This window comes from Shewanella atlantica, assembly GCF_003966265.1.
GTDB lineage: Bacteria > Pseudomonadota > Gammaproteobacteria > Enterobacterales > Shewanellaceae > Shewanella > Shewanella atlantica.
This window is the reverse complement of record NZ_RXNV01000001.1, coordinates 1,081,338-1,097,553: the sequence shown is the minus strand read 5'-3', so window position 1 is coordinate 1,097,553 and position 16,216 is coordinate 1,081,338. Positions and strand designations below refer to the sequence as shown.

The following is a 16,216-nucleotide window of genomic DNA, read 5'->3' as shown; positions in this document are numbered from 1 at the left end:
CTGACGCAAGCTCTAGTCTTTTTCAATAGCCCAAAGGGCGTCGTCTTAGATTCTACAGCTAAGCGTCGATTAGCCCAAAGGCCAACGTCTTAGTTCATATCTAAGCGTTTCAGTTTTTCGTTAACTTCAATAACATCGGCATCTCACAGGCATCGTGGCCCGTATTACCAAGGTGGGACTGCAGGTGCTCGAAGCCTATTGATTCATAGAGTTTTACGGCTTCCCTGAGACAGTCTGTGGTCTCTAAATAACAGGAGTGAAAACCGCGTTCACGTGCGAAGTCGATCGCCTGATAGGCGAGGCGTCTCGCTAGACCTTTGCCACGCAGTTGGTGTGAAAAATACATCTTCTGAAGCTCGCAAACTCCATCTTCGAAGACCGACTCTGTCTCAGGTTCTGGCTCTGATTTAAAAGCATCACTTTCAACAGAGTTAGTCTCTGCGTTGAGTGGTGCAATTCCTCCGCCACCCAGTAATACCCCATCTTCCTCTATCACCCAGTAGCAGGCGTTATCGGAGCGGTACTCTTGACTGAGAGAGTCCAGAGTGGGATCTGAGACGCCATAGCCTTTATCCGGGGTGAGGCCATATTCGGCAGAGACTTCACGAATGATCTGAGCCATAGCTTGATCATCTTGCGGTTTTATCTTGCGGATGGTCAATCCCTGTTGAGCTTGGGAGCAGCAAATCGCTTTATGATAGAGGGATATCGCATTCTCTATCTGCTCTGTCTCTTCGGCTGAAAGTTGCGACAGGATCTGCTCAAAAATCATATTTTGTTGCTGATCCAGCTTGTTAAGTAACTTCTTTCCCTGAGGAGTTAGGTGGGCGAGCAGACTTCTGCTGTCCTTGGGGTTGCTCTTTGTATGTGCAAGCCCTTTTTCCACTAAGTTAGTAATGGCTCGGCTGGCATTAGATTTATCTATATTGAGAGTTTGAGCGAGTTGCTTTATCGGAATCGCCTGATGCCTGAGTTCGAGCAACGCGTGAGCCTGAACCGGAGAGAGGGGCAGATCGCCACATGCCGAATTGAGCATGCCTAACTGTCTGACTAAGTGTCTGGATAATGTTCTGAGATCAGAGCCTTGCACCTGCTCTGCCTTATCCTTGCTAAAAGTATCACCTTTGCTATTTAACACGGTTCCACCAACCTCTTAATTAGTTGCGACTAACATCTAATTGTCTAACCTAGAGGGTAATGAGGAAGAATGCAAGTGTTTGTGGATCAGATTTTTCTGTTAAGAGGGGGTTCTGGTTAATCGCATATAGGTGAGAGCTAAATAACTTCAAACTAAAGATTAAGTCACTAAACTAGGGAGTTACTGGCAAAAATGCAAGTCAATAATTGTAATGCTTCATACCAAACAGTATAAGAAAGTGATCTGCTCAGAGTGATTTTTAGCAAACTGATTCAAGGCGAATGGATGAGACAATGGTGATCCCTTGTGAAGTCATTCAACGCAGAAGCAGGCAGCAAAAAACACTCCTGAAAGGCGAGTTTTAGCGCATCCGATGCTGTGTTAACGAGCTTAAACCTAGGGTCACTATGCTCTTTAATCGTTGCGAGCAATATGGTCTTGTATGTTCCTGACATACTAAAGACATTTCCTCCACTGACCCATAGGGATATGGGGAATGTCATTAAAGCGTACGGAACGTTTAAGACCTTGGAGGTCAGATGTTGGGAATGCCATTTATGCACGACTATATGGTCTAATTTGTTCCATCCAAAATAAGACATTTCCTCCTTCCATAGAGGTCAGATTCAGGAGGTACGAGACCAAGGATGGTTGAAGGTAGAATAATGCAGGAGCTATTATCGAGAGTAACGCAAGGAGCTGTTACCGAGGAGCAATCAATGGCCTTGCCTCAGAAGCACTAAATTCTTGCTGAGCGATCACATCTTTATACTGATTGGTATTAGTCTTGATATAGCTCAGGATTTAATAGAGGAGCCATGGCAAGAATAAGTGCCTGGGTGTAGATACTCTCACGGGTTGCGTGTCCTCTGGTCAGTAGGCCAATAGCTCCGCCTTGTTGCTTGATATTTTCGGTATTAAATAATCTATCCATGACATCGCCAAGTTCTTCCCCTGCAGCTAATGAGCGATAGACGCATGAGGGGAGTGGTAACAGTGCGCTGCGACCGACAGAAACTTGCGTGGCTGTGGCGACAACAATATAGGCAAACGTTGCCGGACCATGCTCAAAGTTATCCACTCCACCCTCCATAGCCACAAATAGTTGTGCAGATTGCTCACCAGATTCGGCTAAAGATTGGCAATAAGAGACCCGGTTGATTGCTCCCTGTCGGGTTTCCAACTCGGTCATAGGCTGGTCAGGAACACCGGAAGGAGAGTGAATACCTACGCACTCTATATCTGTTTGCGGAAATATCTGACAGATGGCCACTTTTGCTGCATTGATCTTTACCGGATTCGTCGAACCAACCAGGACTCTTATTTTCTTCAGATTGGAGATCTCTTGCATGCTTATCACTTTCCTGTTTATCGATTATCGTATCTGATTTGGGGGAGTTATAACTAAAACATGGGTTTAGCTTTTCGTTGGCAAATATTTTACTCCCCATCACTGAAAGTGTCATCAACTGTGGGATTTGTTATTTGAACCCAGTGCATGAAAACTTGATTTAGTGGGTCCCGCTAGCTCTGGCTATTTTTATAGCTAAATCGACTGTGATTTGCCTCAAGTTTTACGGCGTGATTGCTGGGTTGCATCTCGAATTTTCCCGTTTCTGAGATATGGCTCGTAACTCGAGGTTAAATCTCTGATTCTCGAATATCACCGATAGGTAATGTATGTGGTTTCGATGTTAATTCGAGGTTCAATCAGGTTGCCGAAGTGGATGCAATATGAAAATTTAGAACATAATAAATTAGACATTGATCCCAATATCAGCTTGTTCTGAAATTTGATTACAAAACCCGGTTCCAGATCAATTTTTCACGATTCCATATCTATATTCTTGCCCCGAAATTTGCTCTTACTTCGAAGTGAACTGTTCATTTCGACGTTTCTGTTTATACCAAGAACACCAAAGGTGTTATTAGCACCTCAAAGGTAATATTTATGCAAGAAGAAGCGATTAATACCCAAGTACAAGAAGCTGGCCGTCAGGGTTGGACACGTCAGGATACAACTTGGATGTTGAGTCTATTTGGCACCGCGGTCGGTGCTGGTATTCTTTTCCTACCTATCAATGCTGGTATGGGGGGCTTTTGGCCATTGGTCATGATGGCACTCATCATCGGTCCTATGACCTATCTGGCTCACCGTGGTCTGTCTCGGTTTGTCTGTTCTTCACAAAAGCAGAGCAGCGATATCACTCACGTAGTTGAAGAGTATTTTGGTGTTGGAGCTGGTAAGGCGATAACCTTACTCTACTTCTTTGCTATCTTCCCAATCGTTTTGATCTATGGTGTTGGTATTACCAATACTATCGACAGTTTCATCGTTAACCAACTTGGAATGGCTTCACCACCACGTTGGTTATTATCTGGTGTGCTTATCCTGGGCATGATGTCAGTGATGGTTTCCGGTGAGAAGTTCATGTTGAAGGTGACTCAATTCCTGGTATACCCACTGGTTGCAATTTTGGCCTTTATGTCTCTCTACCTTATTCCTAGCTGGAAGATGGATGCGCTGACACAGGTGCCTGCTGCCGGAGAGTTTTTAGGTACAGTGTGGCTGACCATACCGGTACTCGTGTTTGCTTTTAACCATTCTCCAGCCATTTCACAGTTCTCTGTCTCTTTGAAGCGTGAGCACGGTAAGAATGCATCTAAGAAAGCCGATGTGATTCTACGTAATACAACTATGATGCTGGTTGGCTTCGTAATGTTGTTCGTCTTCTCTTGCGTGCTTTCTCTAAGCCCGGCACAACTTGCTGAGTCTAAAGAACAGAACCTGGCGATTCTATCTTACCTGGCAAACGTTCATGAAAGCGGCTTTGTGAGTTATTTTGGTCCTATCATTGCGACTATTGCAATTCTATCTTCTTTCTTCGGTCACTACATGGGAGCTGCTGAAGGTCTGAAAGGACTGATCACTAAGCAACTGGCTGGCAGTAAGAAAGAAGTTTCAGAAAAGAAAGTTGATAAGTTTATTCTTGGTTTCATGTTCTTCACCATTTGGGGTGTTGCCATCATCAACCCAAGCATCCTGGGTATGATCGAAGCGTTAGGTGGTCCAATCATCGCCGCAATACTTTACTTGATGCCAATGTATGCGGTTTACAAAGTGCCGGCACTGAAAGCTTATCGCGGTCGTATCAGCAACATCTTCGTTATCATTGCTGGCCTGTTAGCAATGACGGCGATTCTATTCGGCATGTTGTCTTAAATTAAGTCATACATCATGCTTGTTAGAGGGTCAGTACTATTTTAGTCCTGGCCCTTTCCTGCTTTTTTAGAGGTTGTTTATTATGTTTAGCGCATTTGATATTTTTAAGATAGGTGTGGGTCCATCGAGTTCACACACTGTCGGGCCGATGAAGGCCGCCAAAGAGTTTGTCGATGAGTTGCGTCAACGTGGTGAGCTGAAACAGATCACTCGCGTGAGTGTTGATATCTATGGTTCGCTCTCCTTAACCGGCAAGGGACACCATACAGATACCGCTATCTTAGTCGGCTTGGGCGGTAACCTTCCCGAGAGTGTCGATATCGAGTCTATTGCGGAATATATTCGTCAGATTGAGCTGACTTCAACTTTACCTTTAGGCGAAGAAGCTCTAAATGTCGCGTTTCCAAGTGGGTCAGTGACATTCCACGAACATGCACTTCCATTGCATGAAAATGGTATGTCACTTCACGCTTGGATTGGCGACACCTGTGCATTTAGTAAAACTTACTATTCGACAGGTGGCGGTTTTATTGTCGATGAAGAGCATTTCGGCCTGACTGCGGCTAATGAAGTGATCGTTCCCTACCCATTTGCCTATGCGTCTGACCTGCTTGAGACCTGTAAGCGTGAAGGGATCAGTATTAGTGCGCTGATGATGGAAAATGAAAAAGTTTTCCAAAGCGAAGCGGCTATCTACGAAGGCTTTGGTGCCGTTTGGGATACCATGAAAGCAGGTATCGAAAGAGGTTGTCAGACTGAAGGTGTACTTGCCGGTCCTCTAAGGGTTCCGCGCCGAGCGCCTGCACTTTTCCGCCAGTTAGTTACGGGTGAGCGTCTCTCTTCCGATCCTATGGTTATCATCGACTGGGTTAATATGTTTGCTCTGGCGGTCAGCGAAGAAAATGCTGCCGGCGGCCGTGTTGTTACCTCTCCAACTAATGGCGCTGCGGGTATCATTCCTGCTGTGATGGCGTATTACGATAAGTTTATTCAGCCTATGGGTAAGCAAGAGTATACGCGTTTCTACCTTGCTGCTTCTGCAATCGGTTCGCTCTACAAGCGTAACGCTTCGATTTCCGGTGCCGAAGTGGGTTGTCAGGGGGAAGTTGGTGTGGCTTGTTCGATGGCTGCAGCAGGTTTGGCTGAGATCATGGGCGCGAACCCTTCTCAGGTATGTATCGCAGCAGAAATCGGTATGGAGCACAATCTGGGCTTAACTTGTGACCCGGTTGCTGGCCAGGTGCAGGTACCTTGTATCGAGCGTAATGCGATAGCATCCGTTAAAGCTATCAACTCATCCCGCATGGCTATGCGCCGTAACAGTGAGCCAACGGTGAGCCTTGATAAGGTGATCGAAACCATGTATGAGACGGGAAAAGATATGCATGTTAAGTATCGTGAAACCAGTCAGGGTGGTTTAGCGATAAAGGTAACCAGCATCTGCGCCTGATATTCCTGTCAGTTTAGGGAAGTATTGTAGATAAAGGCCATCTTTGATGGCCTTTATTATACCAATTGCATTAAGTACCTGACCATTCAGCGAGAATTCAAAGCTCTGTAGGCAAGGGCTATATTTGCTCCTGCAATATAGACATATACCACAGCCATGTGGCTATAGGATGATTGAAGCTAATAGTTATTCTCGGCAACAAGCTCCTGCGTTGCTCTACCTTCTGCATCTGACCTCCATGGATGCAGGAAATGTCTTATTTTGTATGGAACAAAATAGAGCATGCAGTCGTATCTCGAAAGCATCCTGTGAAGCATAAAGGGCTTTGCCCCTTGCTTTAAACATCAGTCGTACTATGTGAGCCCCTCAGGCTTCCCACTTCTGCTTTGCATTGACTTAAAAGGCCGAGTTCTACAACCAAGAGCAGCATTTCCTCATCAATGCGCCTTGAATTGAAAACCCTGATGGGCTCTAAATTGGTTAATTATTTAATGCAACTGGTATTATTGGTTATTCTTCCGATAGAAGTCGAACAGCTCTGATTTCGCCATCGGTTGGGCGTAATAGAAACCCTGAATGAGATAGACACCTTTTTCTGCGAGATAGTCTACCTGGTTTTTAGTTTCTACCCCTTCGGCAATCATCTCCATATTTGCTTTATGGCCGAAGGCTATTATCGCGTCGAGCACACTGCATTTCAGATCGTCGGTACCAATCGTATCGATAAACATCTTGTCTATCTTTATGCTCTTTACTCCTAACCTCTGCAAGTAACTAAAGCCCCCATATCCGGTACCAAAATCATCGAGCTTCACCCCATTACAATAGTGAGAGACTAACAAGATCTCTGATTCGGCTTGTTTGAACTGTTTAATCTGTTCCCGCTCTGTGAGCTCGAAACTCAGACGTTTAATCAGTTCATTGTTGCGACCCTTGAGCCAGGAAGAGAGCAAGCCTTGCTCCAGATGCTCAGCAACGATATTGACACTGACCCAGCCAGTTAACTCAGTCAGATCCTGGTAGACCTTTTCTAAAAGGTTATCGGTAATGGCTATAATCAGATTATTCTCCTCAGCGTAAGGAATAAATTGCCCGGGAGGTATCAGGCTCATGTCTTTCAGACGCCACCTGATGAGTACTTCCTGACCGATCACCTTGCCTGTCTTACTGTTAATAATTGGCTGGTAGTAAGGGATAAATTCATTATTACTCAGTGCTGAAATGATCATGCCTCTGAGGGAGGCTCTTGAAGAGCACCAGCTCCAAAAAATAATATTAAACAAGATGGCTATGATGAAACTTGCGATATAGAGGTAGGCATCGATCTCCTCTTTCTGCTCTTGATAGAGTCTGTCACCCGCGTGCAAGGTGATGTTGTAGTTTTTGTTTGGGTAGTGAATTCCTGCTGAGTAATGATGACTATTCTGCTGTAGCTCTTTTTCGCCGCGGAGCATTGTAGGAAGACCTGCGATTGAGTATTCGAGTTGATAACAATCGGCGCACTCAGAATCCAGGTAGTTATTAAGAATCCTGCTGTTGATCACTGTGAGTAGCCTATGCTTTCCATAGGGTTGAATTAAAATGGTTTCTCTTCTCTGTGACAGGGGGCTTATCGTTGAGGCCAGGGTGATATTATATTTGGCGACAAAGATAGCAGGGCTCATATTTAGAATCACGGAAGGCCCAAAATTTGAACATTTTTCACCGTTGCTTAGCTCAAGTTGAATCACTCTGACATAGAGTGGATTGAACTCCCGGCTGCTCAACATTGCCAGATCGTCGGTTCCGCAGTCGAAATTGAGTTTTTTCATCAGCCTTTTGTCTTGCATACTCGTAGTGCTTATCGTATCGATTTTAAGAAAGATGCTGTCTAACATGTCGTTAACGTGTGAATTAACGCTGTAATTAACGAAGGCTGGCTCTGTCGGGAGAAGAGTGACAAACGGGGCAACAAATAATAATACAGAAATCAGCCACTGATATTTTTTTACCTGTAGCAGAGATAGAGTCTGTTCTTTTAGTCGCTTCAAGTGCCGCATATCGTATTCTGACAAGTAATTGTGGGGGGCATGATAGCCGATATTTATAAAGTATGTTAGTGGTTATTAACTTCCGCTAATCATTATCTAAGCCCATGTTTTTATTGTGTTTACCTTTTGTTTCTTGGTTGTTGATTGTGTGGGGTGCCAGGGGGCGGAATGTTGCCAGGAAGGGAGGTGAAATAGATTGTAGCTCCCAGGTAACAACGCCTGGGAGCTGTTAGCTTTTATTTCTCTTCGTACATCCGATAGTAACTTTGTTCCATTCCCAGAGCTTGATATGTCTGTTGGGCCTTACTGTTTTCCTGTTCGACATAGAGTCTGAAACTTGCGGCTCCACCATTTTCTTCTGCAATATCTTTTACCGCTTGATAGAGTTTTCCATAGATCCCCTGACGACGATTTTCAGGACGAATGTAGACGCTCTGGATCCAGTAGTAGTCCTTAGCCCTCCAATCACTCCATTCGAATGTGACCATGAGTGAACCGACGATTTCATTGCCTATTTCAGCGACCAGGTAGAAACCTTTTTCGGGTTGGCTAAGTAAGGTATTTACACCCTTTTTTAATAAATTATCATCCAAAGCAAGCTCTTCTGTTTCCATGGCCATGGCCTGGTTAAACTGAATTAAAGCGCTAAGGTCAGACTGTTGGCCTTTTCTTATTTTCATTATCGACTCCATTTTTTCGAATACTCTAGCATGATCCGTAACCGCCTGTTGAATTTTATGCCGTTCACTTCAACGGGGACGTTTGATCTTTTTTATTCGACTAAAGTCTAACTCTGCTAAACTTTTTAGTAGAGAGTAAAACAGGAGGCGATTATGGCCGCGACTCATCATAAATATCGTGTACATCGTAATCTGTCAGGTAAATCGATAAATAACAGCCATGAACGAGTGGTTAATTGCAGCTATGCAACCCGTTCCCCAAGTTATGAGAGGAATAAAGTGGTTCATTTTGCGCTGACTATACTCACTTTTGGTTTGTGGGGCTTGGTTTGGTGGTGGTTAATTTTAAAATCTGAAGGCAAAACCGAACAACTGTTTCGCGGTTTCGATGATGCATATTGGAGTTATTTAATTGAGAGAGAGCAGCCGCCGGCCGCACTGCATAAAATGAAATTTGATAAAGAGGAGAGTAAAGGTTCTTTCGATGCATGATGCATGACCCAGCTTAATATTTAGAATTTTGTTTTATACTTATTGTCATTTCTGTCTTCTGCTGTTTCAGGTTTGTTGCACTGTGAGTTTTGTGATGAACAGACGCTCTACTTTCCTTGCCTGGTCGGAGTTGCAAGCCTTCTCTGCTTGATATTGATCACTCTAGAATATTACCAGCTATGGTAAACTCTCGCCTCGTTTTAGTTTGATCCATTAGTGCCTTGTAAACTTCGCTATCGAGCGGATTTAATGGCTCATCTCTTCAAATTGACACATCCAAAACACTATCGCTTTCTACACTCAAGGTTGAAAAAATGTCTGAACAAAAACCCTCGTTCTTTGGCCGTGCCTGGTCACGCTGGATGTCTGTGCCTCTCTGGCTGCAAATTCTTATTGGTATGCTTTTAGGTATTGCCACGGGGCTCGGTTTAGGTGAGCAAGCGGTCGTACTAAAACCCATTGGTACCCTCTTTGTTAATACCATTAAGATGTTGATTGTTCCCTTGGTATTTTGCTCTCTTATTGTGGGCGTCACCTCAATGCAAGATACCGCTAAGATGGGGAGGATCGGTTTTAAATCATTTGTTTTTTATCTCGGTACAACCTCGATAGCGATCACCTTAGGGCTAGCGGTCGGTCACTTTATGCAACCAGGTTCAGGCTTGGGAATGCAGGCAGAGTCAAATCTTACTGCGGCCAAAGAAGTGCCCTCTGTGATGGAGACCCTAATCAATATCGTACCGACTAACCCTATTGCGGCTTTAGCGAGTGGACAAATTTTACAAGTGATAGTGTTTGCGGTCGCTTTAGGTATCGCCTTGGTGTTAATCGGCGAGCATGGAAAGCCAGCGATTAAGGTGTTTGAAAGTCTAGCCGAAGCCATGTACAAGTTGACCGATATGATCATGAAGTTAGCGCCTTATGGGGTGTTTGGCTTGATGGCATGGGTGGCGGGTGAATATGGTATTGAGATGCTGCTGCCATTGATAAAAGTCATTATTGCCGTCTATATCGGTTGCTTCATACATGTGGTGGGTTTCTACAGTGTGGTGCTGAGCGTATTTGCTAAGCTCAATCCTGTGCAGTTTTTTAAGGGGATCAGTAACGCATTGGCTGTGGCATATACCACATCAAGTTCTGCTGGCAGCCTGCCTGCCAGCATGAAATGCGCCAGTGAGTCTTTAGGAGTTAACAAGAAGATCTCCAGTTTCGTTCTGCCACTGGGGACGACCATCAACATGGATGGAACTGCGCTCTATCAGGGGGTCACCGCCCTGTTTGTCGCGCAGGCCTTCGGTATCGACCTGACTTGGGTGGACTATATCACCATAATTCTAACCGCTACGCTGGCCTCTATTGGTACTGCCGGTGTGCCGGGTGCGGGTCTGGTGATGTTGACTCTGGTGCTGACCACCGTTGGCTTACCCCTTGAAGGGGTCGCGTTAATCGCGGGTATCGATAGGATCCTGGATATGGCACGCACAGTTGTAAACGTATCGGGTGATTTAGTGGCAACGACTGTAATAGCCAAATCGGAAGGTGAGCTTAATGTGGCTCACTACAATGCGGATATGGAACAAAGTGCATTGATAGCAGAGCAGCTATCGGTGCAAAACAGTGAAGCCGCGATGAAAGGTTAGCTCGAAGGAGCTGTTCGTGTCTGGCTGAGGGAAAAGCTGATAGAAAAGTGAGCCTCTTACTGAAATCGTGAGATAATAAAAAACCGCCGAATGGCGGTTTTTTTAATGTTCTTAAATAGGGGGCAGCCCTATATCTTACTTAAAACTAACTGGGTGTTTCCTGCTGTATCTTTAAGCAGTAACTTCCCCTTGGTAAGCTCGCCGGTGGTCACTTCAGGCATGGCTGCCATCACCCTGCGCTCTTGGTCCATTAACGCATCGACGCAGGCTTTCATTGTACTGCCGGCAGGAGTCAGTGTTATCTTGTTACCATCAATCGAGTATTGGCCGAAGAAGTTATTGCAGCTGTTATTGCCGGTCAATTTGCCGTCTGGAGCAAAAGTCAGTTGAGCCGGACTGTAATCGATAACAGGTTTTTGTGTAACAACCTCGATATGCCAGCTTCCCTGAAGAGCAATATCTTGTGGCTGAGTTTCAATGGTACTTTGGCAGGCGGTTAAACCGAGCAAGGCTGCGGCAATCGCATATGATTTTATAGACATTACTGAGATCCAAATTAATATTCACCATATTGTGACAATATTAGTGCAATATAAAAAGCGATAAGTCTTTTTTTGGAGTAAAAAGAGCAATGAAAACCTTAAAGGTGATGCATTGGCTGGGATTATTCATGTTTATTACGGGAATGTTAGCCTATCTATATACAGACATGGCATTAGTGATAAGCGGGATGGTACTGGTATCGAGTTTAATCGGTTTAGGTCTGGTGATGATGTCCCCCTTCCCCATTGTCATTTTTATACAATGGGCAAGGGAGCAGGATAAGAAACGAGACGAGCCGGCATAGACCTAACCAGTATAGAGTTATCGAGCCGTTTTCTGATGCTCAAGTTTGTTTATGTTTAAGTTCTCTTTAGCCTTTTTCTGCATCGGATCCAGGCTGATTTGAGTATCTGGCGTGAAATAGCTTTGTCCCGTGACAAGTCTTAAATTTGGGTCCTCTTTAGATATCTGCTTTTTCAACCTGGAAACAAGGGCGTCGAGATTAGATTCATTATCGATGAAACAGAGGATGATAAATTGCCGGTGACCTACTCTTGCGGAGACATCGGCATCCCTAAGGTTATCGTGAATAATTCTGGCCAACATGCGGATTCTCTGTCCCGCGTCTTCCTTGGAAGATTCGAGCGACTCGCTCATCATCTCTTCAATTAAAATGATCCCGGCATGGGAGCCAAAACGTCGGCTGAGGCTGAGTTGCCTCGGAGCCATTAAGCTGAAACCGTAGGGGTTGAGCATACAGGTTTGCTCATCTTGTACCGAGAGCATTTTTACCTGTTGCATAAGAAAGACATGCTTTAATTCAGCTTGGATCAATGAGGTTGCAGTTTCGACGAGAGGGGTTAATCGTTCACGGTATTTAGCCTGCACCGGGTCACAGATCAAGATACAGCCGAATAGCTCACCATCTGGCCAAAATATAGGTCGGGACAACACCTGATTAAATTGAGAAAGCTCAGAAGTAAAGTTAGTCCCTGACGACTTAGTCAAATTGTAGCCATCATAGTCATCTATCATAGCTAACAAGCCTGCATCTTCAAAGCCTGTGCCTCCGTTTAGGTGGAGATTCTGACTCTGACGCGCGCAGACAACTTGAACGCTGCCGTTGACCACTTGAAGGATCAGACAAGCCTGTGATTGATAAAAATTACCTAATAACTCTACTTGTTGTTGCCACCTTGGCAGGCTAATAGCCGGATGATCTTGCTCCCTTAGCCAAAGTAGATGATGTGTGCTTTGGGCTAACATAGGTTTTCTCACTTATGGTGTTTTCATGCTGACTCGTTTATAACCCGGTTACTGATTCTAATTATTCATCAGTCAAACTTTAGTTGTAAACGAAACCTGATGTTAGCATACTTAAACTTGCTGGTTATCTAAATGTAAATTTGTTGTTTATTTGAAAAAGGCCCGCTTTCAAATGCTCATCGGATGAGTTGCATTGAAAATTGATATTCGTGCATGTTTTGTACGGTTCTTTTAGTGGCTAATCCGATCATTTTCCTCGCTACTATCGGCATGCACCTCTTGTGAGCCTCTGACTTTAGCTTGGACTGCCTCAAGTTTATTGAGCTCTGATTTGAGCCCTTGTTTCGACTCTTCCAACATAGGTGCAAGTTTTACTGATGAGTCGGGGGTGAAATAATTACAGCTTGAATCTACCTTGAGCTTATCATTTTGTTGAAAAAGCAGTTTCTCTACACGTTTACCTATGTGGATCAGGTCACGCTCCGAATCTACAAATACCAGAACAACAAATTGTGTTTCACTATAGTGTGCTGCAATGTCTGCGGTTCGTATCGTGTCTTGGATTATGGAGCCTAATAAACGGTTATGTTTATCCTCTATATGCTCCAGTGGGAGCGTTGGGTACAGCTCGAAAAATATAATACCTGCGGATGCGCCAAAACGCCGACCGAGACTGAGTTGCCGCGGGGCCATCATGATAAAGCCATATCGGTTCAGCATGCCTGTTTCTCTGTCTCTCATCGACAGCGACTCGATACGCTGAGTCTGGCAATATAGGGTGAGCTCTTGCTGCAATAATATTTGGAAAGGCTCAAGCATAAAGGAGTTTGTTTCATTAGAAGATATTCTGGCGTTAAGTACGCAGATACAGCCGAAGTGAGTCCCGTCGGGCCATAAAATTGGGCGGGTCAGCATATTGTCTGCGTTGGCAAAAACATCCGGTAGAATTAATTTCTTCTGGTTGCTCAGGTCGATATTCAACCCTTCTGGCTGTGAGTGCACTAAGCGCTGGAATATTTGATCATCGGGTTCGAAGAGAGTGCCTGTCGTTAATAATCGGTTCTGACTGATGGAACTGACGATAACTTCGAAACCGATGCCGGTTTCCTGGATAACAAATACGACATCGGCTTGATAATAGCGTTTCATCAATTCACATTGGTGCATCCAGCGAACTAAATTGAGTTGGGTATTATCACTCTCAAGTAAACTGATATTTGTATCGACATTTTCAGGAAGCATGGGAACCGTGCCCAAGGTCTGTGGATATTTTCTTAAGTGTGGTAGCCATATCGGATTTATGCAAACTATTAGGGCCATTGAGATTGAGCAAAGTTCAAGCTAGAAAGATAAACAGCTCCCAGCTACAGAAACAGAGGATATTTAAAGCATTATGAATGCGGGGAAGGGCTGGTATAATCGGTCTCATAATAGAATGTTAATTATCAGATTTAGAGTAGAGTGATGAATATCAGATTAGCTCATCCTGGCGACCTCAATCAGCTTCAACAACTTGAACAAACCTATCTTAACGATGAGCTGAGTGGCTCAGAGCAATCATATGGATTAGATGGGCAAGCGTTTGGTTTAGCCGAGCTTGAACAGCTTATTGCAGAGCATTGGATCGTCGTTGCCGAAGAGGAACATGGCGAAAAGGGGGAAATTGTCGGTTATGTTATCGCAGGTGGTTGGCCGTTTTTCGAGTCTTGGCCTGTCTACCGAAATGTTCTGAGAAGGCTGGGTGACTTCAGTGTCAATGGTTCTAAAATAACTAAAGTTAACTCGTGTCAATATGGACCCATCTGGATTAAAAAATCTTGCCGGGGTCAGGGGATTTTCGAGGCCTTAGTTAACTACCTTAAGTTACAGGTTCAGCCCAAATATCAGTTTATGCTGACTTTTATTGCGGAAGATAACTTGGCATCATTTTCGGCTCATACCAATAAGGCATCGATGCAAGTGTTGGATTTCTTTACCTTCGATGACAGAGACTATTACCTGCTTGCTTTAGCAGCGAAATAAATTGGAGTTTATCATGCTCGAGCAACTGGATCGTCTACTCGCCCCCTATGTTGGTGTCACTCTATCTGCATTTGATAACCTTAAGTTAGCGGTATCCGTGTTAAGCGCCGAAGTATCAGCGGATCATTCTTCCCAAGGCTCTTCTGAGCTGAGGCCTGTTGCCTATGAAGCGCAGCGTACGACGGAACACGGCCCCGAGGCATTCTACTGTGTAAAATGGCAGGGAGTATGGATCGATTGTGGTCGAACCAATAACTATGCTGCAAGTCTGACTCCCCTCAACGAAGGTGAGGAGGGTATTATTGATATGGCATCATTACGTGAGCTTGATATTCCAGTGCTGACGATGCAACAAGTATCGTTTATGTGTATGGAAAATGCCCATTTCGATCACTGCTGAGGTTTCTCTGAACCGCCGGAGTTCGCAGAGCATCATAGTCAAGTGGATAGCAGCCCTGCTGCTCACTGGTTTTTACCAATCAAATGGAGAGGGGTTGCACTACTGAGGTAGGCCTGATCCACCTGTTCCAGCTGGTTATAGCGGATCATCTCTCTTATGCCGTCGATATAAGCCTGGCCTCGCTCTGAATACTTATCCAGGGTTCCTGCGAGTAACTGTCCTGTTATAGCTTGCTCGTTCAATCTGAGCTCTGCGCGAAGCAGGCGCAGCTTCTGATAGGCATTATTGGTATTGAGGTTAAGCATATATCCTTCAACCGATGCCAGTGGGCTATCGAACCGTGCGAGTCCATAGTTCCCCAGCTCTTTACGTTGCTGTTTTGGCACCATCCCCTTGCCACTGAAGTCCCACTGGCCAAAGAAGGCATTCCCCTCTAAGGTGAACCTTGAGGTTGCCCAGCCACTCTCTTCCGCGGCTTGGGCCAGTACCAGAGAAGGCGGCATAATATCGACTCGTTCTAGTAGTGCAAGGCGTTGGCTCTCGTCGATGTGCGTGTTTTGGTCAGTGATTAGTCTGTATTTGGTGGCTATCGCTAACAATTTCTTGTCGCTTAGTGCGGCCGTTTCGATTACCTGACGCTCTAAAAGAATATTCTCGTTGGCAACCAATATCAGGGGGGCCATCAGACGAAAGAATACCATCTTCTTCTGTTGAACCGGGATCTCATTAGAGGTCTTATGCCAGCTGTCGCTGACCCGTTCGAAGGTCAGACGTGGTACTTCACGATTGCCCTCTATCCAGCTTTGAGTGTTGTAATCAAGCGAGTCGAACAGGGCCATAAGATCGTCCAATGAACCTAGCCGCACATCTTTGGCCGCTTGAGTTGGGCGATTTGGGGAGAGGGTGATGAGTATCTTTTCTGCCGAACTTAAGCTTGTCGCCTTGCCTGAAGCCGTAGCGGTGGCTGGGGCGACTTTATTTGAACCGACATCACCGGACTCTGGGAATTCGGGCTGCCAGGATTGTCCCCAGTAGATAAAGATGCCAGTCAGCAGCAGGGCCAGGATTAATTTTCCGCTATTTAGATTCATGGCTTATCCTTTTCTATTACTGAATCTTGTTGATATTTTGTTATATCAATTCACTCTATAGAATAGGTGATACCAATACAATCGAGGTTCAAGCAAGTAGCGCGGGCTTTACACCGGATATAAGTTTGAAAATGCGGGCGAAGTATAGTGGCCGTCAGCTGAATAGGAACTTAATTGAAGTCATATGGGCCGACAGAATTAATCTAATAAAATTCAGATATAAAAAAACCGCCAGAAGGCG

15 protein-coding genes are annotated in these 16,216 nt (G+C 44.9%); 7 read left to right on the top strand and 8 right to left on the bottom strand.

Going from position 1 to position 16,216, the window contains the following annotated elements; all coding sequences use genetic code 11:
• Positions 1 to 109: 109 nt before the first annotated feature.
• Complete coding sequence (locus tag EKG39_RS04760; RefSeq protein ID WP_246028402.1) at positions 110 to 1,138, bottom strand: bifunctional helix-turn-helix transcriptional regulator/GNAT family N-acetyltransferase; 1,029 nt, start codon at positions 1,136 to 1,138, stop codon at positions 110 to 112.
• A gap of 781 nt (positions 1,139 to 1,919) precedes the next feature.
• Positions 1,920 to 2,489, bottom strand: a complete 570-nt coding sequence (gene yjjX / locus EKG39_RS04755; protein WP_126504576.1) for an inosine/xanthosine triphosphatase — start codon at positions 2,487 to 2,489, stop codon at positions 1,920 to 1,922.
• Between the two features lie 600 nt (positions 2,490 to 3,089).
• On the opposite strand from yjjX, the gene EKG39_RS04750 reads away from it, so the two are divergent.
• On the top strand, positions 3,090 to 4,361 hold the full coding sequence (locus EKG39_RS04750) for a serine/threonine transporter (protein ID WP_126504575.1): 1,272 nt from the start codon (positions 3,090 to 3,092) through the stop codon (positions 4,359 to 4,361).
• A gap of 82 nt (positions 4,362 to 4,443) precedes the next feature.
• On the top strand, positions 4,444 to 5,811 hold the full coding sequence (locus tag EKG39_RS04745) for an L-serine ammonia-lyase (protein ID WP_126504574.1): 1,368 nt from the start codon (positions 4,444 to 4,446) through the stop codon (positions 5,809 to 5,811).
• Between the two features lie 503 nt (positions 5,812 to 6,314).
• Here the strand turns inward: EKG39_RS04745 and EKG39_RS04740 are convergent.
• Positions 6,315 to 7,850: an EAL domain-containing protein gene (locus tag EKG39_RS04740; RefSeq protein WP_126504573.1), complete on the bottom strand. Its 1,536-nt coding sequence runs from the start codon at positions 7,848 to 7,850 to the stop codon at positions 6,315 to 6,317.
• Between the two features lie 227 nt (positions 7,851 to 8,077).
• Complete coding sequence (locus EKG39_RS04735) at positions 8,078 to 8,521, bottom strand: GNAT family N-acetyltransferase (RefSeq protein WP_126504572.1); 444 nt, start codon at positions 8,519 to 8,521, stop codon at positions 8,078 to 8,080.
• Positions 8,522 to 8,674: 153 nt separating this feature from the next.
• Here EKG39_RS04735 and EKG39_RS04730 point away from each other — a divergent pair, with 153 nt between their 5' ends.
• Positions 8,675 to 9,013, top strand: a complete 339-nt coding sequence (locus EKG39_RS04730; RefSeq protein WP_126504571.1) for a DUF4234 domain-containing protein — start codon at positions 8,675 to 8,677, stop codon at positions 9,011 to 9,013.
• Positions 9,014 to 9,327: 314 nt separating this feature from the next.
• On the top strand, positions 9,328 to 10,653 hold the full coding sequence (locus EKG39_RS04725; protein ID WP_126504570.1) for a dicarboxylate/amino acid:cation symporter: 1,326 nt from the start codon (positions 9,328 to 9,330) through the stop codon (positions 10,651 to 10,653).
• 128 nt (positions 10,654 to 10,781) lie between these two features.
• Here EKG39_RS04725 and EKG39_RS04720 read toward each other — a convergent pair whose 3' ends face one another.
• A complete protein-coding gene (locus EKG39_RS04720) occupies positions 10,782 to 11,195 on the bottom strand; it encodes an META domain-containing protein (RefSeq protein WP_126504569.1) in 414 nt (137 codons plus the stop codon).
• A gap of 89 nt (positions 11,196 to 11,284) precedes the next feature.
• Here EKG39_RS04720 and EKG39_RS04715 point away from each other — a divergent pair, with 89 nt between their 5' ends.
• A complete protein-coding gene (locus EKG39_RS04715; RefSeq protein WP_126504568.1) occupies positions 11,285 to 11,500 on the top strand; it encodes a hypothetical protein in 216 nt (71 codons plus the stop codon).
• Positions 11,501 to 11,517: 17 nt separating this feature from the next.
• Here EKG39_RS04715 and EKG39_RS04710 read toward each other — a convergent pair whose 3' ends face one another.
• Both EKG39_RS04710 and EKG39_RS04705 read right to left on the bottom strand, forming a co-directional pair.
• Positions 11,518 to 12,462 carry a GGDEF domain-containing protein gene (locus tag EKG39_RS04710; RefSeq protein ID WP_126504567.1) on the bottom strand — a complete coding sequence of 315 codons (945 nt, stop codon included), beginning with the start codon at positions 12,460 to 12,462 and terminating at the stop codon, positions 11,518 to 11,520.
• Between the two features lie 231 nt (positions 12,463 to 12,693).
• A complete protein-coding gene (locus EKG39_RS04705) occupies positions 12,694 to 13,704 on the bottom strand; it encodes a GGDEF domain-containing protein (protein WP_126504566.1) in 1,011 nt (336 codons plus the stop codon).
• Between the two features lie 222 nt (positions 13,705 to 13,926).
• Here EKG39_RS04705 and EKG39_RS04700 point away from each other — a divergent pair, with 222 nt between their 5' ends.
• Together EKG39_RS04700 and EKG39_RS04695 are read left to right on the top strand one after the other, a co-directional pair.
• Positions 13,927 to 14,484, top strand: coding sequence for a GNAT family N-acetyltransferase (locus tag EKG39_RS04700; RefSeq protein ID WP_126504565.1), 558 nt, complete (start codon positions 13,927 to 13,929; stop codon positions 14,482 to 14,484).
• A gap of 13 nt (positions 14,485 to 14,497) precedes the next feature.
• Complete coding sequence (locus EKG39_RS04695; protein WP_126504564.1) at positions 14,498 to 14,884, top strand: hypothetical protein; 387 nt, start codon at positions 14,498 to 14,500, stop codon at positions 14,882 to 14,884.
• A 62-nt stretch (positions 14,885 to 14,946) separates the two neighbouring features.
• Here EKG39_RS04695 and EKG39_RS04690 read toward each other — a convergent pair whose 3' ends face one another.
• Positions 14,947 to 15,975 (bottom strand): glucosaminidase domain-containing protein, encoded by a 1,029-nt coding sequence (locus EKG39_RS04690; protein WP_126504563.1) that lies wholly within the window; start codon positions 15,973 to 15,975, stop codon positions 14,947 to 14,949.
• Positions 15,976 to 16,216 lie beyond the last annotated feature (241 nt).